General features: G+C 65.5%; 19 protein-coding genes, 1 tRNA gene and 1 pseudogene. 12 read left to right on the forward strand and 9 right to left on the reverse strand.

Features of this window, described 5'->3' with window-relative positions; genetic code table 11:
• Window positions 1-2 precede the first annotated feature (2 nt).
• Window positions 3-497 carry a MaoC family dehydratase gene (locus tag ASD43_RS11015; RefSeq protein ID WP_056417354.1) on the forward strand — a complete coding sequence of 165 codons (495 nt, stop codon included), beginning with the start codon at window positions 3-5 and terminating at the stop codon, window positions 495-497.
• Entirely contained in the window at window positions 494-1300 is an 807-nt protein-coding gene (locus ASD43_RS11020; protein ID WP_056417358.1) for an HpcH/HpaI aldolase/citrate lyase family protein, read from the forward strand. Before ASD43_RS11015 ends, ASD43_RS11020 begins: the two co-directional genes overlap by 4 nt.
• A 51-nt stretch (window positions 1301-1351) precedes the next feature.
• Here the strand turns inward: ASD43_RS11020 and ASD43_RS11025 are convergent, their stop codons facing one another.
• Entirely contained in the window at window positions 1352-1939 is a 588-nt protein-coding gene (locus ASD43_RS11025) for a histidine phosphatase family protein (RefSeq protein WP_056417361.1), read from the reverse strand.
• Entirely contained in the window at window positions 1936-2775 is an 840-nt protein-coding gene (locus tag ASD43_RS11030) for a Sir2 family NAD-dependent protein deacetylase (RefSeq protein ID WP_056417364.1), read from the reverse strand. Before ASD43_RS11030 ends, ASD43_RS11025 begins: the two co-directional genes overlap by 4 nt.
• 100 nt (window positions 2776-2875) lie before the next feature.
• Between ASD43_RS11030 and ASD43_RS11035 the strand changes: the two genes are divergently transcribed.
• From ASD43_RS11035 to ASD43_RS11045, 4 genes are all read left to right on the forward strand, one after another.
• Complete coding sequence (locus ASD43_RS11035) at window positions 2876-3763, forward strand: TrmH family RNA methyltransferase (RefSeq protein WP_056417367.1); 888 nt, start codon at window positions 2876-2878, stop codon at window positions 3761-3763.
• A 205-nt stretch (window positions 3764-3968) separates the two neighbouring features.
• Complete coding sequence (locus ASD43_RS17550; RefSeq protein ID WP_268776170.1) at window positions 3969-4085, forward strand: adenine-specific methyltransferase EcoRI family protein; 117 nt, start codon at window positions 3969-3971, stop codon at window positions 4083-4085.
• A 9-nt stretch (window positions 4086-4094) separates the two neighbouring features.
• Window positions 4095-5297, forward strand: coding sequence for a hypothetical protein (locus tag ASD43_RS11040; RefSeq protein WP_056417370.1), 1203 nt, complete (start codon window positions 4095-4097; stop codon window positions 5295-5297).
• Between the two features lie 76 nt (window positions 5298-5373).
• Window positions 5374-7932, forward strand: a complete 2559-nt coding sequence (locus ASD43_RS11045; protein WP_056417373.1) for an AAA family ATPase — start codon at window positions 5374-5376, stop codon at window positions 7930-7932.
• Window positions 7933-7938: 6 nt separating this feature from the next.
• On the opposite strand, the gene ASD43_RS11050 is transcribed toward ASD43_RS11045, so the two are convergent.
• From ASD43_RS11050 to ASD43_RS17555, 5 genes are all read right to left on the reverse strand, one after another.
• Window positions 7939-11103: a hypothetical protein gene (locus tag ASD43_RS11050; protein WP_157550952.1), complete on the reverse strand. Its 3165-nt coding sequence runs from the start codon at window positions 11101-11103 to the stop codon at window positions 7939-7941.
• Between the two features lie 167 nt (window positions 11104-11270).
• Window positions 11271-11855, reverse strand: coding sequence for a hypothetical protein (locus ASD43_RS11055; RefSeq protein ID WP_056417381.1), 585 nt, complete (start codon window positions 11853-11855; stop codon window positions 11271-11273).
• A gap of 58 nt (window positions 11856-11913) precedes the next feature.
• Window positions 11914-12981: an endonuclease/exonuclease/phosphatase family protein gene (locus ASD43_RS11060; protein WP_162247496.1), complete on the reverse strand. Its 1068-nt coding sequence runs from the start codon at window positions 12979-12981 to the stop codon at window positions 11914-11916.
• Window positions 12978-13349, reverse strand: coding sequence for a hypothetical protein (locus ASD43_RS11065; protein ID WP_156149315.1), 372 nt, complete (start codon window positions 13347-13349; stop codon window positions 12978-12980). The genes ASD43_RS11060 and ASD43_RS11065 overlap by 4 nt, the downstream gene beginning before the upstream one ends.
• Window positions 13350-13521: 172 nt before the next feature.
• The gene (locus ASD43_RS17555) at window positions 13522-14118 is read right to left on the reverse strand and encodes a hypothetical protein (RefSeq protein ID WP_235564115.1); all 597 of its coding nucleotides are present in this window, start codon (window positions 14116-14118) and stop codon (window positions 13522-13524) included.
• A gap of 481 nt (window positions 14119-14599) precedes the next feature.
• Here ASD43_RS17555 and ASD43_RS11075 point away from each other — a divergent pair, with 481 nt between their 5' ends.
• The 3 genes and pseudogenes from ASD43_RS11075 to ASD43_RS17225 form a co-directional block, all read left to right on the forward strand.
• Window positions 14600-16567 carry an ATP-binding protein gene (locus ASD43_RS11075; RefSeq protein ID WP_056417388.1) on the forward strand — a complete coding sequence of 656 codons (1968 nt, stop codon included), beginning with the start codon at window positions 14600-14602 and terminating at the stop codon, window positions 16565-16567.
• Between the two features lie 93 nt (window positions 16568-16660).
• On the forward strand, window positions 16661-17812 hold the full coding sequence (locus tag ASD43_RS11080; protein ID WP_056417391.1) for a hypothetical protein: 1152 nt from the start codon (window positions 16661-16663) through the stop codon (window positions 17810-17812).
• A gap of 234 nt (window positions 17813-18046) precedes the next feature.
• Window positions 18047-18484: pseudogene (locus ASD43_RS17225) on the forward strand (TrmH family RNA methyltransferase); the annotation flags it as partial.
• Between the two features lie 17 nt (window positions 18485-18501).
• Here ASD43_RS17225 and ASD43_RS11090 read toward each other — a convergent pair.
• Complete coding sequence (locus ASD43_RS11090) at window positions 18502-19329, reverse strand: SGNH/GDSL hydrolase family protein (RefSeq protein WP_056417394.1); 828 nt, start codon at window positions 19327-19329, stop codon at window positions 18502-18504.
• A gap of 146 nt (window positions 19330-19475) precedes the next feature.
• On the opposite strand from ASD43_RS11090, the gene ASD43_RS11095 reads away from it, so the two are divergent.
• Window positions 19476-21218 carry a DEAD/DEAH box helicase gene (locus ASD43_RS11095; protein WP_149423069.1) on the forward strand — a complete coding sequence of 581 codons (1743 nt, stop codon included), beginning with the start codon at window positions 19476-19478 and terminating at the stop codon, window positions 21216-21218.
• Window positions 21219-21372: 154 nt separating this feature from the next.
• Window positions 21373-22470 carry a VIT1/CCC1 transporter family protein gene (locus ASD43_RS11100; protein ID WP_056417398.1) on the forward strand — a complete coding sequence of 366 codons (1098 nt, stop codon included), beginning with the start codon at window positions 21373-21375 and terminating at the stop codon, window positions 22468-22470.
• 140 nt (window positions 22471-22610) lie between these two features.
• Here the strand turns inward: ASD43_RS11100 and ASD43_RS11105 are convergent.
• Window positions 22611-22693: transfer RNA gene (locus ASD43_RS11105), tRNA-Leu, on the reverse strand.
• A gap of 112 nt (window positions 22694-22805) precedes the next feature.
• On the opposite strand from ASD43_RS11105, the gene ASD43_RS11110 reads away from it, so the two are divergent.
• Window positions 22806-24101: a M20/M25/M40 family metallo-hydrolase gene (locus ASD43_RS11110; protein ID WP_056417401.1), complete on the forward strand. Its 1296-nt coding sequence runs from the start codon at window positions 22806-22808 to the stop codon at window positions 24099-24101.
• Window positions 24102-24103: the final 2 nt, after the last annotated feature.

The raw sequence follows: 24103 nt of genomic DNA on the forward strand, positions 1-24103 counted from the left end.
GCATGAGCTCGCACGACATCGTCCAACGAGGCCTGTATCTCGAGGAGTTCGAGGTGGGTGCGCGGTACCTGCACCGACCCGGCCGCACGGCCACGGAGACGGACAACGTGCTCTTCACGACGTTGACCATGAACACCCAGGGCCTGCACCTCGACGCGGCGTTCGCCGAGACGCAGGAGCCGTTCCGGCAGCGCCTCATGAACTCGATGTGGACCCTGTCGACGATGGTCGGCGCCTCCGTCGCACAGCTCACCCAGGGGACGCTCGTCGCGCAGCTCGGACTCGGCGACATCGCGTTCCCGCATCCGCTGTTCGCCGGCGACACCCTCTACACCGAGAGCGTGATCGTGGAGAGCCGGGGATCGACATCCCGCCCCGGGCAGGGCATCGTGACGATCGCGCACACAGGTCGGAATCAGGACGACGTGGTCGTCGCGACGGCGACCCGCACGGTGCTCGTGCACCGTCGACCGGATGCGGACGGAGGCACGCGATGACGTTCCGACTCGGACCTGCGCTCCTGTTCTGCCCCGCCGATCGTCCTGAGCGGTTCCGCGGCGCGCTCGACAAGGCGGATGCCGTGATCCTCGACCTCGAGGACGCGGTGCTCCCCGCCGCGAAGGCCACCGCGCGCGGCAATCTCATCGACGCCGACATCGACCCCGATCGGGTCGTCGTGCGTGTCAACGCTCCGGGAACCGAAGCGTTCGTGTCCGACCTCGCCACCCTGTCTCAGACCGATTTCCGCACCGTCATGGTGGCGAAGACGGAGAGCCCCGAGAGCCTCGCGCCGTTCGACCCGCGGTTCTCGCTGATCGCGCTGTGCGAGACCGCGCGGGGGGTGCACGCGGCCGCCCGCATCGCCGCGCATCCGCAGGTGATCGCCATGATGTGGGGTGCGGAGGACCTCGTCGCCTCGCTCGGCGGTACGTCCAGCCGGCGTCCGGACGGCGGCTACCGGGACGTGGCCCGCTACGCCCGCTCGCGGGTGCTCCTCGAGTCCGGTGCGCACGGCAAGGCGGCGATCGACGCGGTCCACGTCGACATCGACGACATCGTGGGGCTGGAGAGCGAAGCGAGAGATGCCGTCGCCTCCGGCTTCGGGGCCACCGCATGCATCCACCCGAGTCAGGTCGCTGTCATCCGTGCCGCATACCGCCCGGACGACGCGACGCTCGCCTGGGCGCGTGCCGTGCTGGATGCCGCCGTCGTCGAGCGCGGGGTGTTCCGCTTCGAGGGGCGGATGATCGATGAGCCTGTGCTCCGGCACGCACGATCGGTCGTCTCGCGAGCACAGTGAGAGCGGCCTGCCGGCGCTCCTCCGACCACGGCCCGAGAGCGACGTGAACCGTCAGACGAGCGCGAACTGATCGAGCAGCCGCACCGAGTGCGGAGAGACCTCGAAGCGATGGGCCGATCCGTTGGCGAGCACGTCGCCGTCCCGGGGCAGGGTGCCGCCGGACACGCGATCGATCACCGCGCGGATCACCCCGCCGTGGGCGACGACGATCACCGATTCCGCGACCGGTGCGGTGCGTTCCCGTGATTCGCGCGCGATGCGGTGCAGAGCGCCGAGGGCACGATCGCCGACCGCGTCGAGCGTCTCGGCGCCGGGGACCTCCGCATGCCAGTCGCCGTAGGTCGCGAGATACTCCTCGACGAGCAGTCCCTCGCCTTCGCCGAACTCCCGCTCGCGCACGTCCGCGACGGCGTCGCCGAGGGGGAGGCCGAGGCGGTCGGCGATGATCTGCGCGGTCTCGCGGGCGCGCGCGAGAGGGCTCGAGGTCACCGCGTGGTGCGTCCCGTCGGCCAGTCGCTCCGCTGCCGCGTAGGCATCGGCCCTGCCCGTCTCGTTGAGCGGGATGTCGGTCGATCCCTGGATGCGGCGGCCGAGGTTCCAGTCGGTCTGACCGTGTCGGACGAGGGTGATGAGGGTCATCGGAGCATCTCCTGGAGGGCGGGGAGCACGTCGCTGGTGCCCGCCGCGATGGTGACGTGGGCCCAGGTGTCGGCTCTGGTCGGCTCGTGATTGACGATGATCAGCGGGATGCCGCGACGCCGCGCGCGCTCCACGAGCCGCACGCCGGAGTTCACGACCAGCGAGGAGCCGGCGACGATGAGGGCGGTGCTCGACCGCAGCAGGGACTCCGCGGCCCGGAAGCGATCGAGCGGCACGTACTCGCCGAAGAACACGACGTCCGGCTTCAGCATCCCCTCGCACACCGTGCAGACGGGGATCACGAAGCCGTCGGTGGTCTCGGGCAGCACATCGCCGTCGGGGGCCAGTGCGATGTTCTCGGGGACGGTAATCCAGGGGTTGAGCTCCTCGATCTGCACCGCGATGTCGCGACGGTCGAAGACCTGTCCGCAGCGCAGACACAGCACGCGGCGCATGGTCCCGTGCACCTCGATGACGTGCGAGCTGCCCGCCCGCAGGTGCAGGCCGTCGACGTTCTGGGTGATCACCCCGGACACCACGCCGGACGATTCCATCTCCGCGAGCGCGCGGTGTCCCGCGTTCGGCTCCGCCCGCGCGAAGGCCCGCCAGCCCAGATGTCCGCCCACCCAGTAGCGACGTCGCGCGCGCTCGTCGGCGAGGTAGGTCTGGATCGTCATCGGGTTGCTGCGCGCAGGGGCGCCTTCGCCCCGGTAGGCGGGGATGCCGGAATCGGTCGACAGACCAGCGCCGGTGAGCAGTGCGATGCGCGTTCCGCGCAGCAGCTCGGCGGCGCGGGCGACGGTGGCCGACAACTCGGCGGTGTTCGACACGCTCACATGACCTCCTCGATCGAGTCTACGGTGCGCACGCACGCCGGACGCCCGGCGGCAGCGTGCGGACGACGGGGCGATCCGGCGTCGGTGACAGACTGGAGTCGTGGAACTGCTGACTGTGACGGATGCCGACGATCGACGCCTCGACGACTACCGCGGACTGACCGACACGGCGTTGCGCACCCGCAGCGATCCCTCGGGCGGGCTGTACATCGCCGAATCGACCAAGGTCATCGCCCGCGCGGTCGCCGCCGGGCACAGGCCGCGCTCCGTGCTCGTGCAGGAGCGCCGGGTGGACGACATCCGCGCGATCGTCGGCGATCTGGACGTTCCCGTGTACATCGTCCCCGACGCGGTGGCGGAGGCGGTGACCGGCTTCGCCGTGCATCGCGGCACGATCGCGTCGATGCATCGCCCGGAGCTGCCGTCGGTGCGCGAGGTGATCGAGGGCGCGTCGGTGGTGCTGGTCCTCGAGAACATCGGCGATCACACCAACGTGTGTGACTCCAAAACACGCGTTCCAGGGCCTCCACGGAGGGCCCGCTCGCGCATCGCCATCCTAGAGGGATTGGCTGACCACGCCAATGTCGGGAGTGCGATGAGAAACGCTGCAGCGCTCGGCATCGACGCAGTTCTGGTGACGCCAACTTGCTCGGATCCTCTGTACCGGCGCTCCGTGCGCGTCTCCATGGGCACGGTGTTCCAGGTGCCGTGGACGCGGATTCCGGAGTGGCCAGCAGGCATCCACGAGCTGCAAGACGCCGGCTACGTCGTGGCGGGAATGACGCTGGGGGAGGGAGCGATCACCCTCGACGAGCTGGTCGCTGAAGATCACGAGAAGCTCGCTCTGGTGTTCGGCACCGAAGGCGACGGCATCACACCAGCAACTGACCGCCTACTCGATCGCCGCGTGACCATTCCCATGATGGGTGGGGTCGACTCGCTGAACGTTGCTGCGGCGACGGCGGTGACGTTCTACGCGACCAGATAGCCCGCACCCGACGCACCAGGCTGGGTTCCGGACTCATGTCCGAGGTCGCCGATACGCTTCGAGGAAAGACGCGCCTAACTTAGCGGTGCGAAACAACAGGGTGAACGGGACGATAACTAGCATGACGAATGCCGCGCACAGGACCACCAGCCTCAATGCGGCGAAAGCTGGGAAGAACGACGTGTTCTACACACAGTGACCCGAGATTGAGCGCGAGATGAACGCTTATGTCGAGTACGACCCTGACGTGTTCCGCGACAAGGTGGTCCTGTTGCCGTGCGATGACCCCGAGTGGTTCAACCGCGCCAAGGGAAACAGGTAGGTCGGCGTGATGGCGACGGGCTACGAGCGGTACAGCAAGCACGCGGTCTGGGAGTCTCTGCGGCTCAAGCGGGAGTCGCTCAACGCGGCCAGGTTCGACAATGCCGAGGCCGAGCAATGGCGTGAAGACATCGTGGAGTGGCTTGACGAGGCGCTCAAGACGCGCGCTGCCCGGCAGCCTGCGCTCTATCTCAGCACGTTGGACGTCCTCAGCTCGGCGCTCAACCAGCTCCCAGTCGACACTGCCGGTTTCCAACAGTTCATCGCGTATCGCCAGCAGAACGGCCATGCTTTCCAGCAGCTAGAACAAGCGCTTCGCGCGCTGCCGCTGCCACCGCCCAAGGATCTGAAGGCAAACTATGTCGAGCTCCTCGACCAGGAAGTCATTACCCGGAACAAGCGGCTCGGCGAGCTGGAGCAGCGCGTCGCAGAGACCGAGCAATCGCTGAAGCTGCGCCTTGCTGAGCTGGATAAAGTCACGACCGAGGTCCAAACACTGCGCACGGAAATCCAAGCCGAACGCGAAGCCATCACAGCGGTCAGCCAATCAGCCGATACCGACATGCGTGATGCCTGGACAGAAGCACTCGAAGTCTGGCGCAAGGATCGCGAGGCCACAGACCTGGAGCACGACACGCAAGCGCTCGCGAGCATCGCCGCGCTCGCGGCGACAACTAAGGCCGGCGAGGCGCTTGCCGAACACGCAGCCGGCGACCTCAGCGCCGCCGACTGGTACGGTCGGGCGAAGCGGGAGCGTCGCGCCGCGCACTTGATCCGTTTCGGGGCATGGGCGGCTTTTCTTTTCGCAGGGGCCGTTGGCTTCTACATCGTCAACGAAGCCATCATTAAGAACTTCGACATCTCCGTTGGCGGGGGAATCCTCCGTGCCTCGATCGCGGTCGTCATCGGTGCGTTCGGCGGATTGCTGCTGCGCGAAGCCGGCAGGCACTTCCGCGAGGCGGACACTGCCGAGGATGTCGCTCTCTCCCTCAAGGCACTGGCTCCGTTCTATGCGAACTCCGCGGACGGGATCCGACTGGCGGCACGAGTCGAGCTCGGCGATGCGGTGCTCGTAAAGAACGTGCTTTCCCGTTTCTCACATCGGGATGCAGCGAAGCATTCCAGCGAGGTCAAGACGGAAGAACTGCCAGGACTGGTCAAGGAAGCCGCGAACGCTTTGAAACTGGCCGAGAACGCTTCGACTAAACCGTAGGAGCTGACGCACTCGACGCAAACAGCATGATGCGCTGATCTTGCCCAGGCAACGCCCCCCAACAGAACGAGACACAGTGACCGCTTACGAAGACGTTCTCGATTGGATCGCTACCCGACCCTGGTGGCAACAACGCGCGCTGGCACGCATCGCGAGCGGGGAAACGATCGGCGAGACCGAGTACGAAGAGATCGCCAAAAGCCTGTTCGATAAGCCGCCCGTCGCTCCGGAAGGCGGCTGGCTCGCATCGGTTACCATCCCTCAGAGCACGAACGACGAGCCGGTGCGGATCGTCGCCGTCAAGGGCGTGTCCAACGTCAATCGGCTCGCCGAGAACCAGGAGCTGACGTTCGCGCCAGACGGACTGACCGTCGTGTATGGCAACAATGGCAGCGGGAAGTCCGGGTACGCGCGCATTCTTCAGTCCATGGTGCGGGCCCGCCACCGAGCAGACATTCTCCCCGACGTTTTTGCTGAATCCCCGGGAGAGCAGTCGGGCGAAGTCACGTTCCGCGTTGCAGACACCGAGTACACCTCGACCCTCGGGTCCACCGCCGATGCTGCTCTCGGACGGGTTGCCCTCTACGACGAGCACTGCGGAGACACCTACCTCAACTCGGAAGCCGAGATCTCGTACCGACCTTCAGCGGTGCAACTTCTTGATGACCTTTCGACCCTGACCGCCGGCGTGCGACGAGTCATCGACAAGTGGAAAACCGAGAAAGGTACGCCAGGAGCACTTCCCGAGGTCGTCGATCCAGGATCGGCTGCAACTTTCCTGAAGGCTCTCACGGCCAAGACGACGGATGCGGAGATCACTGCGGCCGCCACTTGCCCCCACGACGTCGATCAGAAGCTGAGCGACCAGATCGAGGAAGTAGCTCGACTTCGAACCGCTGATCCTGCACAGGAGAAGCAGAAGTTGACCAGAAAGGCCAATGCGCTCGATCTGGTCGCTGAGCACTTACTCAGCCTCGACCGCTCGTTGGGCTCCGCTGTGCACGAGAAACTGCAGAACTTGAGTGCGAAGGCGAAGGTGGCGCAGGAAGCGGCGGACGCAGCGTCTGTGACCACCTTCGGAGACGAGCCGCTTGCCGGTATCGGATCACCGGTCTGGAAGGCGCTGTGGCAGGCAGCTGAGAAGTACTCACTTACCGTCTACCCAGAGCACGACTTCCCGCACGCAGAAGAAAGCGCAGTGTGCGTCTTGTGCCAGCAGTCGCTCGACACCGGAGGCAGCGCACGGCTGAAGCGGTTCCACGATTTCGTCTCCGACACGACAGCCCAGGATGCTGAGACGGCAAAAGCGGAACTCGATACGTTTCTCGCGGTTCTCGGCCGGCAGCCGGTGGAGAACCAAGCGATCGCGGTCGCCATCGCGACTATCGAGCAGTCAGAGCCGGAGGTCACCGCGCGGGTCCAGCCGTTTTTCGCTGCTTTCCGCGCACGCCAGGCCGCCATGATCGCGGACGAGCAACCGGCGGACGTAAACATCGCCGCAGAAACTGTCGCGTTTACAGCGCAGGCTAAAGGCCTTCGTGACCAAGCTGACTCGATCGACGCCGCTGAATTCGCGGGGCGTCTCGCTCAGGCGCAGGCCGAAGAGAACCGACTGCGCGACCAGATTGCGATGCGCGATGGGCGGCTGCAGATCGAGGCGGAACGTGCCCGCCTGCGCGAGTTGACGGTGCTCAATGACAAGTTCTCCGAAGCGAATACACGCGCCCTCACCGACAAAGTAGGTGAATTGACGAAGAAGTACGTGACCGAAGAGGCGCGAGATCGCTTCACACGCGAGACGGACCGACTCGAACTGGAGCGGGTTACCTTCAAAGCAACTAAGTCGCGCCAGGGTATGGGTCTGCTCCATAAAGCCGACTTCTTGAATGCGCGCGCAGGGGCACGCCTCGGCGACGTTCTCTCCGAGGGTGAGCAAACCGCGCTCGGCTTCGCTGGATTCCTGACCGAAGTGCACTTCGACACGAGCAAGTCTGCGTTGGTCTTCGACGACCCCGTTTCTTCGCTTGACCACATGCGGCGCGAGGCGGTTGCCCACCGAATCATCGATCTGGCGGGGGAGCGGCAGGTCATCATTTTCACGCATGACATCGCCTTCACGATGGTGCTCCGCAAGATCGCAGAAGCCGCGAACGTCCCCTTCGCAACTCGAGGTATCGAACGCAAGCGCAAGATTGGACCAGGGTTTACGACCCTCAAGCATCCCTGGACGGCCCAGGACGCCGCGCAACGCGTAGATAGCCTTCGGCAAGAAGTGGCGGCTCTGCGGCGTGACGAAGAAGGTATGTCCGAGCCCGAGTACCAACGGGCGACAGAGGAAATTGCCGGTCACATGTCACAGACGTGGGAACGCATCATCAGCCAGGTACTGGCCGAGCCCCTCGTCGACTACAAGTCTCTGGAGGTCAGGGTCGGGAAGCTGCGCGTCATCGGGCGGGTCACGCCTGACGACGTCAAGACATATGACGATTCGTACACAAGGATCTCTGGTTGGGCGCTAAGGCACGATCCGCACCCCGAACTGAACTACACGCCGCCGTCCGTGGATACTCTGAAGGCCGAGATCGACGTGCTCGATACCTGGTTGAAGGGCGTTAAGAAGCATCAACAGCCCTGAACTCGATCAATCACTCTGTTCTTCGGAAGCTCGCAACGCCATACGGCCTCGGTTTGCTTCGATGACTCGTTCGGCTCGGACCTCCGCGGCAACGAACTTGATCAGCGGGTCGCGGTCCTCTGCCAGAGCATCGAGAATCTGAGCCGGGGCATCTGGGTTCAACGCCACCAGAAGTGCCAGATCAGAGCTGCGGCCGGCGAGATCCGCCAGTACGTCGATCGGTGTTGCGCCGTTGAACGCGACAGCCTGCTGTGTTTCGGCATCATTCTCGACAGCTAGTAGCCGCAATACCTCTGGAGGCGTGTTCGGGTTGGCCGCGACGACACGCCTAACCTGCTTACTTCGACGCTCACCGCCGAGGAACGTAAGAATGTCGGGCGTTGCCAATGGGTTGTACGCGACTTGCGCACGAACTTCGGCGCGCTTGTTCGCTGCCATCGCATGCAACTCGGACACCTTAGGAGGCGTCCGTTTCGGAGCGATCTCGACTGCGCCGACTTCGGCAGGGTCAGTGTCTTCGGCGGTATCGGCGACAGGATTGCGGAAGGCTGCAATGCGAACGTCAAGGTCTGGATCGAGGAACAGTGCGTTGAGTGCGTCGCCCGGGAGGTTTGAATTGCGTGCCGCACATTTCCGCACTTCAGCATCCTCGTCCTGCGCCAGCAGTTCCAGGATTTTCACTGGCGTATGTGAATGAGTGGCGACAGCGCATCGAACCTCTTCGTCGCGGCTCTTGGCGAGTCGCACCAGCGTCGTTGCTCCGGTGCGGGCGTCTTCGGCTGCCTCCAATCGGAGGTTCGGTTGGCGCATGCGGCTCTTCGACAGTCGATCAAGGGCTTCTTCGACCAAAGTGTATGGAAGTGCGAGGTCGCCACGTGAGGTTGCCGCCTGCAGCGCCTCCAGGAGTTCGAGATCACTCGCCGTGGTCAGCAGAGATGCTGCAAGCTTCGCCGCGAGATCGCCAGGAAGCGCCTCGTTGGCGAGCACTGCCACGCGAATCGTCTTGGACTTGTCCTCGGCAAGCAACTGCAGAGCCGGCACGGGGGCTGTGCTGTTCAGGGCCACTGTCAGTCGGACGTCAACTGAACGATCCCGGGCAAGCCGCTCCATCACGGCATCGGGCATTTGCTGCGACCCCGCGAACCACTCCCTCGCTTCGGCGGATCGCACTGACTGGATCTTCTCGGCCAGAAGGTCGACGCTCACGGCGTCTAGCGTTGGATTGCCGGCCAGCGCTGTCAAGATTTCGGGTGAGTTCTCATGGATCAGCTCCCTGAGCATCGCTGGCGGCGTTGCCGGGTGTGAGGCGATGACTGCCAGCATCTGCGCGTTGTACTCCGCAGGCGTGCACCACTTCTCGTAGGCTGTGAGCCCCTGGGTGCGGAACGTCAGCCGGGCAGATTTGGAAGCGGCAAGCTCGCTAAGGGTCTTGCTCATGGCGTCATCATGGACGGGCAGTGACCGCTTGAGCGCGGACCAGCGGATCTCAGCATCGCTATCGGTGAAGAGCTTCTCCCGCACGGCGAGATCAGCAATGGGAAGGCTGTTCGCCACGATGTGCCGAATGTGCGCAGGCTGATCGTCCTGCATCAACGAGATCTTCAGTTCATTCGGCAGTCCGTTCTTCAAACGCTCGGGAAGGTCGTTCCTCCGGTCAGCAATCGCCGCCCAGACACGACTTGCCTGCGGAAGCGGAAGACCGGGATTCCAGCCAAGGCGGTTGCCAATGAAGAGGTGGACCAGCTGTTCCAGAAGTCCGAGGTTCGCATCAGCTGGGTCGCGATCCTGGCGAATCTGCACGGCATGCGGGGCCAAGGCACCTGGATTCCCTGGCTGCACCGCCACCAGGTCATGAGTGTTCGCAACAGTGCCGGTTGCTGCAGGGGGGACTGGCGAGCTCGTCTCAATGCTGTGAGCCGATCCAGTCGCTTCTTGCCGCCATGCGCCTGCGTTCGCGGCGGCCGCGCGTCGCACCATCAAGCTCGTGTCCTGAGCGAACGCAGACAGTATCTCATTTGGCGTCGCGGGGTTCATTGCCACGCCTTCACGTACGCGCGCGTAGCGGTCTGCGGCCAGCGTTCGCAGCGTGTCTTCAGGCGTCGCGGGATTCCTTCCCACTCGGAACCTCAGGTCCGTGTCGTCCCCGAGAGCCAGCGCCAGGAGCATCGCATGGGGTGTGTTGCGGTTGTCTGCCAGCAGTTGCAGCTTGCGGCGTTCTGAGACGGGAACGTGAACGGCGATCTGGTTCCGCTTCGTCGCGTTCACGAATCCTTCGCGCAACGTCGGCAGCAGCTCATCGGGATCGCCATCGAGCAGTCGCTCAAGGCTCCAGATCGGCATGAGCCCTTGCCGTGGAAGCCAGATGCCCACACTGCGCACGGCCAACTCGTCTTCGAGATCGAGCATGACATACCCGAGCAACTGCCGCAGAAACCCGCGCAACTTGGGAATGCTCAACTCCGCGTATACCTTGCAGTCGATCAGCGTGTCGCCGACAAGCCAATCGCCATCAGCTCCGCCCAGCAGCATCGCACCGCTGAACCCCGGATTCGGCTCGAAGCGGTCGCCGTCGGCAATTCGGTCGCGCCAGGCGTTGATCTGGGATGCGTTCGCCACGAGCAGCGAACGAATGTCCGCGATCGCCAGTGGATCGATCGAGGCGGCAAACGAGAGCCCGTCATCTACGGCGTCGCATGATGCGCCTACAGAACCGCTCAGTGCCTCAGGCCCGGCCCGATAAAACTGCTCGCAGTGAGCGAGCAGTATTGATGCGCGGTCGAGATCAGCCTCATCCGAAGGCGCGGACAGCAGCTGTTCTGCCACTTGGAACGCTTCGGTCAGTATCCGTGCCCGATGCAACCCATTCTCGATCTCGTCGATGAAACGGGGCAGTTCGGTAATGCCAGCAGCTGAAGCTGAATCCTGTAGGTCGAAGCCATCCAACGCAAGGCGGGTGCGGATGTCGAATGCTGTCCCAGACCGCGCCGCATCGACACCACGGGGGACAGGAATGAGAAGATCCCTGTCGGAGAGCTCTGGCAGACCCAAGGTCGCGGCCATGGCATAAGCGGCTTGCGTGCCACCGCGGGTGCCACTCAGCCGCGGGGAGATCCCGTCAAGATACGCACGTACTGGCGAACCCGCGTCTCGCAACTCGCTCGTAAGGCTCACGGATTGATCTTCGCAGATCGGAACGTTTGGCTCGAAGATCCCGTTCACCGTCTCGGTGCCACCTCTGGCCGTGCGTCGCACCGCCCGACGTCCCAACCCTGATTTTGAGCTCAAATCACGGGGCCGCCAGTGCTCGCTGCACGTGACGGGTCAGCACTCCTGAGCTGTTACCAGACACCCATTTCAGCCAGCCGCGCCCACCGCGGGATCAGTGCCGCGAGAGTGATGATGAGCGCGGCGGCCCCGACCGCAATCGACACGGCGCGAACGCGCCACTTGACGGGCTCGAAGTCATTTCTGGCCAGAATGACACCGCTCGCGAAGGGCAGGGCAAAGGGAACGATGCTCAGCACTACCAGAGCGAAAACGGCGGACTCCCGCCATGTCTCATCCGAGTACAACAGCCCGATGAGCATCAACCAGCCTTTGGTCAAAGCCATCAGCGTTCCGATGCCTCCAATGACGCTGGACAGCACGATCATCGTCCGCGGCCGGAGCGCGTCCTCTCCTAGCGAGGCGTGCACCAGGACCAGCACGGACAGGAGCGCCGTCAGCGCCAGGTAGCTGACGTCCGCGAAGCCCCATTCGCCGGTGTTGATCGGCACGAGCCCCATGATCATCAGGAACAAGTGAAAGATCGCGAGAACCATCCCGACGCCGATCAAGCAGACGGTGGAGATCGAGATGAGCTGCTCAGAGCGCGTCGCCGGCTCCGGTTCTACCCAAAGCGTGGCCGGCTTCGTTGATTCCATGCTGACGACTCTCCTCTGTGAACCTGGACGATCTCCCGTCGCCCACGCGTTGACTGCGCTATCGCGCCTCAAGCACGGCGACGAACGCCCGATGGTCGGTGCCGCCAGATGCCGAAGGCTCCATGACCCGGGCATCGAGTACCGACCATGCTTCGCCGGCCAAGACGTGATCGATCGGCGAAGCCAGCCATGCAGGAACGGTGGATGGCCAGGTACCTGTGGCCGCAGCATTGGCCTGCTCGGCTGCATCCTGGCAATTGCCGAGCTCCAGAAGATCGACCGTGGCGTTGAAGTCGCCAGCGACGATGACGTCGGATCCGAGCGAGCTGCATTGCCCGGCGATCCACTGCAGGCCTGCTCTCCAGTCGTCCATGCTCTCGGGCAGGGGCGGTGCCGGATGCGCCGCGACGATCACCGGCCCGTCTCCATCGACTGGACGCCAGACGCCGCTCGGAAGACCAGGTGTCGATCCTGCAGCCTCGTCGAGCTCGTAGTTGCCAAGCTCGTCTCCGACGAGCAGCGACGTCGGGATCCACGACTCCTCGAGCGAGCCGGCAACGGCGCGGGTGGTCGCTGGCGTCAAATGCATGCCCTCGAGGGCGACCAGGCGCGAGACCTCGGCGGCAGCATCCTCATCCATCTCCGGCAGGCTCACGACGTCGGCCTGCACCTCGAGGACGAGCTCGGCGACATCTGCGGGGGAGGTTGCCCCACCCTGGGCGTTCCAGACCAGGACGGTCAGATCGCCGTCCGGCAGCCCTGCTGCACCCGTCTCTGAACTTCCGCGGGCCAGGAGCACGCCAGCATTCCCGACGCTTGCGGTCAGAGTGGCGACCGCGATCCCCGCAGCAATGCTCGCCACCAGCCGGGGTCGCCGTCGGAGCAGCAGGAACACCGCTGCAGCGACGATGGCAACGCACAGGAGTGCAAGTGCCAGCGGGGCGCGGAATGCGATGAGCTGTGCGATGCCGAAAAGGCGCTGCGCGGCGAGTGCCTGCGGCCAGGTCAGCAGGACCGCCACAGGAATGCAGACCAGCAACGTGATGCTCAGGCCGAGACGACCCCGACCCGCGTCCCTTCCGGTCGAGGCTGGCTCTTGTTCCGCAGCTTCGGCGACGCGAGTCACAGGCCCCATGTCGGCTGACTGGCTCCCGGCGACAGCAGCACCGCCCACCCCGCGAGGACCAGCGCGATCGCGACGAGAGGCATCACCACGACAAGGGCCCGCGCGGCAATGCTTCGCTTGCGCCAGGTCCAGATGCCCCGCACTACAAGCCAGAGCAGCAGCCCCGCTGCGATGGCGAAGAAGAACAGTCCGACGGTCACGCCCAACGGGCTCTCGGAGCCTTCCCAGTGGTAGGTCGTGCCGAACTCCCACGGCCGCCACACCAGCCCTGCCATGCCGATCCAGAACGTGCCGATCAGGCCCGTGATGACTGCGGCGAGCCCGAGAATGAGCGGGGCGATCTGGCCCTCGCCCTGGCTGCCCGCCACGGCTGCATTCTCCTGCGTCGCGGTCACGGTCCAGCCCTTCCGAAGCGGCACTTCTCTTGAAGTCGTCGATTCGATCCTATTGATCGGTGACGCGAACTCCTGGTGAACCGCTGGGGCTCCGTGTATTACCTGCCGTTCGGCTCGCTGCCCGCGGCCAGGCGCGTGTGGAGCTCTACTCGTGCTCCGATGCATCGCGTACGGCCGACTTGATCAGCGCTGACAGGTCATCGACGAACTGCTGGCACAGCGCCAACACCGTGGGTCCGCCGTTCTCCAGCCGGCATTCGGCCAGCCGCGCATCATCGATCGGGATCCGCTTCAGAAATCCGCTGGGTCCGGTGACTTCGATAGACGCGCCGGTCTCGCCTGGTCCCGCGGCTCCCAGCCTCACCTCGACCGGGGCGTCCAAAGGAACGCTGGCCGCCCGCATCGCTGCATTGCCGAAGTTGGATGCGCTGTTGTTAAATACGCTGCTGATCATCGTCGCCTCTCCTCGTCGCGTGGATCCTTCGTAGCGCACGCCGCGCAAAGCCGGGGTGGGACGACGACTCGAGCCCTTCGGATACTTCTCTGCGTACTCGCGCTGGATCTCGGGCGGCAGTTCGAGCCACATGATCGCCACCTGCTCCCAGAACGCCTTCCAGTACTCTGCCTCGGTCGGCCGAGCATTCAAAGCAGCTGTGCCCTGGTCCCCGTCTATGGGCGCGACTTTACGGCGGAGGTGCGGTCGAATGTCGGGGCTCTCTGTGTGGTCGATCAGTCCGTCCATCGACCGGTTCTAGATCCGATGTAAGTGCAGACACTATCCGAACATCCTTGATCAGCTGTAGTGCCCCGTCGCGGGCCGATCTACCGAAGCGATTTGAGTGATCAATTGGGTTGTTCGACGTTTTCAGAAGCAAGTCCTAGGAAGAGAACGACGCCTATCACGGAGATACCCCTCTTTGTCCGTGCTGCGGGACGTCCCTGACCAAGCGGTACGTCTACTCCGAGATGCACTGCGAGAACTGCAGATTCGGGCTCGACGATGAGGAGGGCACTGACCGGAGCGATGAGTCCCTGAGCGTGTACGAAGCAGCGGACATCTGGGCTTCCCACGGGAAGGACGAGGAATACGCCTTCGGGTACTCCGAGGCTGAGCTCGAAGAGGCTCTGCGGAGCTAGCCCACCTTGGCGCGGCCACCGTCTGCATATCGTGGTTCCCGACCACGGTCGCGACTCGTGTCGTCGCCAACTGGCACACTGAGGTCATGCCTCGGATCACCCTCACCGCTGGAAACGACTTGGTCCAGCGTCTCGCTGGTGAGACTGATCCGGTCCGGGCCGTCATCGAGCTCATCTGGAACAGCCTTGATGCTGACGCCAACGAGGTGTCGGTCACTCTCAACCGCAATGTCGCGGACGGCATCGTCGGCGTCGCTGTTCGCGATGACGGCCTCGGCATGAGCCCGGAACGCGTCGAGCAGGACTTCAAGTGGGTGGGGAACTCCTGGAAGCTCGGGGCGCGCGTTACCGAGCGTGAGAAGCGGCCCCTGCACGGCAGGCTTGGCCAGGGGCGTCTGCGCGCCTTCGCGCTGGGAACCCGCATCACTTGGGAGACCGTTGGTGAGGATGCCACGGGCGCGTTCAAGAAGACTCGCGTGTCGTCGACCATTGACCATCGCAACGACTTCTCCGGCCCCGATCCTGTGGATGCCCAGGGACCGACCTATACGGAGTTCCTGGCTGAAGGCCGCGACTCGCTCGGCCGGCTCGAAGGCGACTCTGCCCGGCCGCGCATCGCTGCTGCCCTCGCTCTGCATCTGCTGACTTTCCCGAAGATCGAAGTCCGGTACGACGGAGTAAGGATCGACCCCGCCGCGAGCATCGAGCGCGAGACGACGCACGAGCTGAAGTGGTCCTACGACGGTGCCGAGCGCCGCGCCGCACTGAAAGTCGTCGAGTGGCGGGATGTGAAGGGCCGGGCGCTCTATCTCTGCGACGAGAAGGGCGTTCCGGTTGATGAGTCCCCGATCAGGCGCTTCGCCGACTTCAACTTCGCCGCCTACGTCCTATGGGAGGACATGACGGAGCATGCCAACGAGGTGCTGCTCGTCGATATGGAGCAGGAGACCTCCCTGCTCGGATCCCTGATGCAGGTCGTGGACTCCACGCTCGAGGACCACTTCGAGGCTCGCCGTGCCGAGCAGCGTCGCGAGCTCGTCGGACGCTGGAAAGAGACCAAGACCTACCCCTACGAAGGCGATCCTGCCTCGGAGGAAGAAGCGGTTGAGCGAGCGACTTTCGATGTCGTCGCGACCGCTGTTCGTCGGCACATACCCAAGACCCGCGGCCAGGAGAAGCTGACGCTGGGTCTCCTCAAGGACACGCTTCAGCGGAACCCCGATGGCGTGAAGACGCTCCTGAACCAGTACGTCGGGCTCACCGAAGGCGAGAGCGAAGAACTCGATCGGCTGCTCGAGCGCACGCCGCTCTCAAGGCTCATCCGGGCGACTACCGACGTGACCGACCGCCTGGACTTCCTGAGCGCTCTTCGCGAGATCGTCTTCAACCCCGAAGCCAAAGGGCTGGTCAAGGAGCGGGACCACCTGCACAAGATCCTGGAGCGCGAGAGCTGGGTATTCGGGGAGCAGTTCAACATGATGAGCTCTGAGATAGGTCTCACCCGAGCGCTCGAGCAGCACCTCAGCATGCTTGGCCGCGAGGGGGAGCCCATTACGAAGGTCACGAAGACCGACGGCAGCCAGGGCCGCCTGGACTTGATGTTCTCGCTGGCCGCACCCGAGCACGAGACGAAGCGGCATCTGGTCGTGGAGCTGAAGGCCCCATCGGTGGTCGCGTCGTACAAGGAGGCCAGCCAGATCAAGGGCTATGCGCGCGCCATCGTCGAGGATCCGCAGTTCGCCGGCACCCACACCGTCTGGGATTTCGTGCTCGTCGTGAACGACTACAACAACGACGTGCGGCGCGACATCAACCAGCGTGGCCGTGAGTCGGGGCTGCTCGATGAGTCCGAGCTCGACCCGAACTCCCCGCTGCGCTACAGGGTCTGGGTTCGTCGCTGGTCAGAGATCCTCGAGTCCGCGGACCAGCGCTTGCTCTACTACAAGCGTGGCTTGCAGCACGATGCCTCGCTCATCGACGTCAAGCGGTACCTGCACGAGCACCATGCAGACGTGCTGCCCGAGGGGCTGTTCTCGGAGGACGAACCGAACTAGTCCGGATTCTCATCCGTGTGGTTGACAACCCAGCGTGTCTGCCTGGTACCGAACGCCCGCATGCTCAATACACCAACCAGCAAGGAGGTGCCGATGAGCCGTTCGTATGAGTGGCTACCTGACCGCCATATCGGCGTCGCAGCAACCCTCGCGCATGCAGACGAAACCATTGCGCAGGCGGCCAGCATTCTCTTCGAGTACCAACGCCAGCCTGACGGGATCATCCGGCTCCGCGAGGTGCCAGTAGTCACGTACAGCGAAACTGTAGTCACAGGCCTGGCTCCGATCCCGCGCAAGGTACCACTGCTCGTGGCAGACGCACTGGTGTCCCTGCGCAACGCGATCGAGCACACCATCTTCGGCGAGATCGAGCATCTCGACGGGGTGCTGGACGAGAAGACGGCCCGGCTTGTCGAGATGCCGGCCGCAACGAGCTTCGATGATTTCCAAGAATGGATCAAGCGCCGTCAGAAGAACGGTCCGCCGTCGCTTCACCGCGGAAGCGAACTTCTCCGGCGGATCGAAGGACTGCAGCCCTATCAGCGAACGAAGGATCCCAAAGACCACCCGATGGCGTTGCTGGCTTCGCACACCAACCACTCCAAGCATCGTGCGCCGGCGATCACTTCCGTGCGGTTGGCCGCGATCCATCGCGAAGACCAATCGCCACCGTCGTTGGCCGAGGTGCAACGGCTTCCCGAAGTTCCGCTGCAAGTAGGAGATGTGATCGCCCGCACTCCACGTGGCGCGCGCATCCCGGTGGCCCTGTTTCCGACCATAGGCATCAACAGACCCGGAACCACTCGCTGGCCCGTGCTGATGAAGGAACTCGAGGATCTCGCTTCATGGGTGCGTACCCAGGCTGTCCCGCGACTAGTCACAGGAGCGGACCCGCCCTCGTCGGTGCTGCCTGCGAGATACGACATCGCGGTCGGCCACACCGACGAGCGCAAGGCCTTGTCCGATGGTTCAACGTTCTCCGCAGCCCAACGTCACCAGGAACGTCTGCAGGCTGCATCTGTGCGCCAGAACCTGGTCGAGACGCTTGCCGCCATGGATAGCGCGCCAAGGGCCAAGGATATTGCCGCATGGCTGGAATCACTGGAAGATCGCGACGTGCTCAAACGCATGGACAAGCTCCGGTTCACAAGCCACTACGACGAAGACTTCATGCTCAGCAATCTCGACGTACTCGAAGGCATGCGAGACGACGCTCGACACTTCGCCGACGGGAGTGCCCAGTAACTCGGGCATGCTACGTAGCCAATCTGCGAGCGAGTGGAACGAGAAGAACATCGTCAGGCCAATGACGATAGTGCGCACTTCCCGTGCCGAAAAACGCCAGAAGAGCGAATCTCATCCGCAGCCAAAAGCGCTCGCGAAAGGGGCATGCTCCGTGCGAAAGGCCTATGTCTAACCTGTCCTGGCCTATCGCCCGATAGGCAAATCAGAAGAGCCCAGGTTGGCAGTTAAATGTATGTTCTAGAGGTGCTACCGACACCACCCAACGTCGGCGCGGCGTTCCGGGCGGCAGCGGGCCTCGGAGCCGACGCGGTCCTCGTGTCGCCGGGCGGCGCCGACCCGCTGTACCGGCGCAGCGTGCGGGTGAGCATGGGGACCGTGTTCCAAATGCCGTGGACGCGCATCGTCGAGTGGGATTCCGCGATAGCCGATCTGCACGCCGCCGGATTCGACATCGCGGCGCTGGCGTTGCGTGAGGACGCGGTGACACTCGACGCTTACGTCGCAGACCGTCCCGAGCGCGTCGCTCTGGTCATGGGATCGGAGGGCGACGGACTCTCGCGGACCGTGATCGATGCGGCGGACACGATCGTCACCATCCCGATGGCCGGGGGAGTGGACTCGCTCAACGTGGCGTCCGCAGCCGCGGTCGCTCTGTGGGCCGTGACGACCTGAGCCGTCGACCCTGAGCGTCAGTCGGTGCCCGGCCGGAACATCGGCGAGGGGTCGGGCCGCTTGGCCACGATGTGGTCGCCCGACGACTGGTGGCGCAGCCGGCGCAGCACCCACGGAACGAGATGCTCACGCGCCCATCCCAGGTCTTCCGACCTGGCCTCGCGCCAGGTGCGAAGGGCCAGGGTCTCGGGCTGCAGCGACTCGAGGGAGTTCGGGACGTTGAGCGCACGCAGCACCATGCGCGCGACCTCGTGGTGGCCGAGCGCGTTGAAATGGAGACGATCGGGGTCGAAGAACCGCGCATCCTGCACGACCTTGAGCGCCCACTGGTCTGCGACGACGCAGTCGTACCGGTCGGCGATCGCGCGCACGTTCTCGTTGTAGATCGCGACCTTTCCGCGGAACGGACGGAGCACGGGGCTGAAGGCCGTGTCGACGCCGGTGAAGACGATCACCGTCGCGCCGGTGGAGGTCAGACGCGCGACGGCGTCGTCGAGCTGCTGGGCGATCGCGTCGGGGTCCGTACCGGGTCGGATGACGTCGTTGCCGCCGGCGCAGATCGAGATGAGGTCGGGATGCAGCGCGATCGCCGGCTCGATCTGGTCGGCGACGATCTGCGCGATCAGCTTGCCGCGCACCGCGAGGTTCGCGTACGCGAAGTCGTCGACGTCGGTGGTCAGCACCTCGGCGACCCGGTCGGCCCACCCCCGATGCATCCCCGGCACGTCGGGGTACGGGTCGCCGATGCCCTCGGTGAACGAGTCGCCGACGGCGACGAAGCGACGCCACGGATGGGGCGAGGGGTTGTCGACATGCGAGGTGCTCATCGGCTCCTGGTCGGTCATCCGGCTCTCCTTCATGGACGGGCGGCGACGGCGGTGGCCCTCGCGCAGTGACCGAGCCTACTCCGCTCACGCCCCGCTGATCCGGAGGCACGCGTCTCGGCGGCGCCGTCGCCGCAGTGTCGGCGGGAGCGATTATCGTTGACTCGATGCTCTCTCCGTCCTTTCCCCAGCGTGCTCCGTGGGGTACCGCCAACAAGCTGCGCGCTTGGCAGCAGGAGGCCCTCGAGCAGTACTTCCACGACGACCAGCGGGACTTCCTCGTGGCGGCGACGCCCGGTGCAGGAAAGACGACCTTCGCGCTGACGCTCGCGGTCGAGCTCATGCGCATGGGCGAGGTCAACCGCATCATCGTGGTGGCACCCACCGAGCACCTGAAGACGCAATGGGCCGACGCGGCGGCTCGCGTCCACATCAGACTCGACCCGCGTTTCCGCAACAGCCACTGGGCTCCGGCCCGGCACTATCACGGCGCGGTCGTCACCTATGCGCAGGTGGCGGCGAAGCCCTCGGTGCATCGCCATCTCACCGAGGACGCCAAGACCCTCGTCGTCCTCGACGAGGTGCACCACGGCGGCGACGCTCTGAGCTGGGGCGATGCGATCCGCGACGCTTACGGACCCGCCACGCGGCGACTGCTCCTCTCGGGCACGCCGTTCCGCAGCGACACCGCCCCGATCCCGTTCGTCGAGTACCACCCCGACGAATCCGGTGCCCGGATCTCCCGCACCGACTACAACTACGGCTACGGCCGCGCCCTGGCCGACGGCGTCGTGCGACCGGTGCTGTTCCACATGTACGCGGGCAAGATGCGGTGGCGCACCAGCACCGGAGACGAGCTCGAGACCCATCTCGGGCAGGACAACACCAAGGACGTCACCTCCCAGGCCTGGCGGACCGCGCTCGACCCCGAAGGGGAGTGGATGCCGGCGGTGCTGTCGGCCGCGGATCGCCGCCTGACCGAGATCCGCCATCATGTGCCCGATGCGGGCGGGCTGGTGCTCGCCACCGATCAGACGGTGGCTCGTGCGTACGCCAAGATCCTGCACAGCATCACCGGACAGCAGCCGACGATCGTGCTCTCCGACGACGCCACCGCATCCGAGCGGATCGAGAAGTTCAGCGCGGGGGACCAGCGCTGGATGGTCGCCGTGCGCATGGTGTCCGAGGGCGTCGACGTGCCTCGTCTCGCGGTCGGCGTCTATGCGACCTCGTCGTCGACGCCGCTGTTCTTCGCGCAGGCCATCGGCCGCTTCGTCCGCGCGCGGCGGCGCGGTGAGGCTGCCAGCGTCTTCCTGCCGCAGGTTCCCGTGCTCATGGGGCTCGCGAACGAGATGGACAAACAGCGCGATCACGCTCTCGACCGCCAGTCCGCGGATGACGATGGGCTCGACGACTCGCTGCTGGAGAGTGCGAATCGCGAGGAGGAGACCTCGGACGCGCTGACCCAGGAGTTCAGCTATCAGGCGCTCTCCTCCGTCGCGCACTTCGATCGCGTGGTCTTCGAGGGTCAGGAGTTCGGTCAGTTGGCAGAGCCCGGCACGCCCGAGGAGGAGGAGTTCATCGGATTCCCGGGACTGCTCGAACCGGAGCATGTGCACGAGCTGCTGATGCAGCGCCAGTCCCGCCAGTCCCGTCTGCGTGAGGCACGCGAGGCCTCGGCCGCCCCGACCGAGACCTCGACCCTTCCCGCGCCCCTGCACCGCACGCTCAAGGAGCAGCGGCAGCTGCTCAACAGCCTCGTCGGGCTGTACGCCCGGCAGAAGGGCGAGCCTCACGGCGCGGTCCATGCGGAGCTGCGCCGCATCTGCGGGGGACCCGCCGTGGCGCAGGCGACCGTGACGCAGCTCCAGTCGCGCATCGACGTGCTCCGCAAGCGCGTCCGTTCCTGAGTCGGGCAGACGGGGCACGCCGCGGGGAAGGATCGCGTCGTGTTCGGATCCCCGAAATGCTGGCAATCCCGCTCACAGCGCGGGATTGCGCGGTGCGCGCGGCTAGCGTGGAACGGGCGCCACGACCGCGCGCCCGATGATCTCAGGAGCCCCCATGACAGCACCCGCTGCCGCGGAACCGACCGCCGCCGACCGACGCCGTTGGGCGCGCTACCTCGTCGAGGAGCGCGCCGAGGGCCACGTGTATCGACGACTGGCCGCTCGCCGCACCGGAGAGGAGCAGCAGATCCTGCTCAGCCTCGCAGAGGCCGAGCGCCGGCATGAGCAGCACTGGCTCGATCTGCTCGGTGACGAGCCGAGACGACTGCCGCGAGCGGGCGCGCGGTCGCAGCTTCTCGGCTGGATGGCCGGCCGCTTCGGGTCGATCTTCGTCCTCGCTCTCGCGCAGAGCGCGGAGGCGCGCTCGCCCTACGACGAGGAGCAGTACGCGACTCCGGCGATGCGCGCCGACGAGAAGGTCCACTACGAGGTGGTTCGTGGGCTCGCCGCGCGGGGACGGCGTCGACTCTCCGGCTCGTTCCGCGCCGCGGTGTTCGGCGCGAACGACGGTCTCGTCAGCAACCTCGCTCTCGTGCTCGGCATCGGCGCGACCGGGGTGAGCTCGAGTTTCGTGCTGTTCAGCGGCGTGGCGGGTCTCCTCGCCGGCGCGCTGTCGATGGGTGCCGGGGAGTTCGTCTCGGTGCGGTCGCAGCGCGAGCTTCTCGCGGCGACGGAGGCCAACGATGACGCCGCGGACTCCGCCGGCGACCTCGACATCGACGAGAACGAGCTCGCTCTCGTCTACCGCGCGAGGGGCATCGGTCAGGATGAGGCGCTCGCGCGGGCCCGCCGCATCGTCCAGGCCGCGCAGGAGGGGGTTCGTCGCACGGCCACCGGGCCGGTGCGGGTGCACCCTGGCGACGACACCGACATCGTCGGGAGCGACTGGACGGCCGCCATCTCGAGCTTCCTGCTGTTCTCCTCCGGCGCGATCATCCCGGTCCTGCCCTGGATCTTCGGGCTCCAGGGAGCGACTGCCGTGGTCGTCGCCCTCGTCCTCGTCGGCATCGCCCTGCTGTCGACCGGCGCCATGGTCGGCATCCTGTCCGGGGGGCCGCCCCTGCGTAGGGCACTGCGCCAGCTGGCGATCGGATTCGGCGCCGCCGCGATCACGTATCTGCTCGGCCTGCTCTTCGGGGTGGGCGCGGTCTGAGGGGCGGATGCCGAGAGCGGTGACCGCGACCTCATCGGGTCGCGGTCACCGCTCTCGGCACAACCCTGAGACAGAGGACCCGGAGACAGAGGCCCCGGAAACAGAAGAAGGCCCCCTCTCGGGAGCCTTCTTCATCACTGTGCGCGGAGGGGGACTTGAACCCCCACGCCCTTACGGGCACTACGACCTCAACGTAGCGCGTCTACCATTCCGCCACCCGCGCAGGTGTTGGATGTCCGTTGCCGAACGAAGATTTACATTAGCACGAGCTCGGAGGCTGTCAGAAACCGACGCCGACGCCCGGGCGCGCCACGCCGCTTCGATAGCCTGGGCTCATGACCGATCCGTCCCTGCCCGAGGTCGTCCGCATCGCGAGCGACCTGATCCGCTTCGACACCTCGAATTTCGGCGGCGGTACCGCGAACGGCGAGCGCGAGGCGGCCGAGTACGTCGGCGCCTACCTGCAGTCCCTGGGACTGGAGGTCGAGTACTACGAGCCGATCCCGCGGCGCACGAACGTGATGGCCCGCGTCGTCGGCCGCGACCGCAGCAGACCGGCCCTGGTGGTGCACGGGCATCTCGACGTCGTGCCGGCGATCGCGGAGGACTGGAGCGTCGACCCGTTCGCGGGCATCGTGAAGGACGGGATGCTGTGGGGCCGCGGCGCCGTGGACATGAAGAACATGAACGCCATGATCCTCACGGCCGTCGCCGACATCCTGCGTGCGGGCGAACAGCCGGAGCGCGACCTGGTGCTGGCCTTCTTCGCAGACGAGGAGAACGGCGGTGTCGAGGGCTCTGCGCTCGTCGTGCAGAACCGTCCGGACTGGTTCGCGGGCGCGACCGAGGCGATCAGCGAGGTCGGCGGATACTCGATCACCGTGGACGACAGACGCGCCTACCTGCTGCAGGTGGGCGAGAAGGCGCTGATCTGGATCCGCCTGGTCGCGAAGGGCCGCGCCGGACACGGCAGCCGCCTGCATGACGACAATGCCATCACCCGGTTGTCCGAGGCGGTGGCGGCCATCGGCCGCACCCGGTGGCCGCTGAGGCTCACACCGACCACCGAGGCACTTCTCGCGGGGCTCAGCGATCTCACCGGTCGTTCGGTCGACGACCCCGACGCGCTGGCGGCAGCGGCCGGCCCCGCCGAGGCCTTCCTGCGTTCGTCCTTCCGCACCACGACCAACCCCACCGTCCTGTCGGCGGGGTACAAGCACAACGTCATCCCGGAGACCGCCGAGGCGCTGGTCGACGTGCGGGTGATCCCCGGCACGGAGGACGACGTCCTCGCCGAGCTGCAGCAGATCGTCGGCGAGGACATCGAGATCCAGACCGTCGTGCGCGACATCGGCATGGAGACGCCCTTCGCCGGCGATCTCGTCGAGGCGATGGTGGCAGCCCTCGGGCGCAGCGATCCCGGGGTGCCGGTGATCCCGTACCTGCTCGGTGCGGGCACCGACAACAAGGCTCTCGCGTCGCTCGACATCACCGGATACGGCTTCGCGCCCCTGCGACTGCCGGCAGACCTCGACTTCACGGGCATGTTCCACGGAGTCGACGAGCGCGTACCCGTAGAATCGCTTGTCTTCGGTCAGCGGGTGCTGGCCGATCTGCTGCGCACGTACTGAGC

Origin of the sequence: Microbacterium sp. Root553 (genome assembly GCF_001426995.1) — a bacterium.
Lineage (GTDB): Bacteria > Actinomycetota > Actinomycetes > Actinomycetales > Microbacteriaceae > Microbacterium.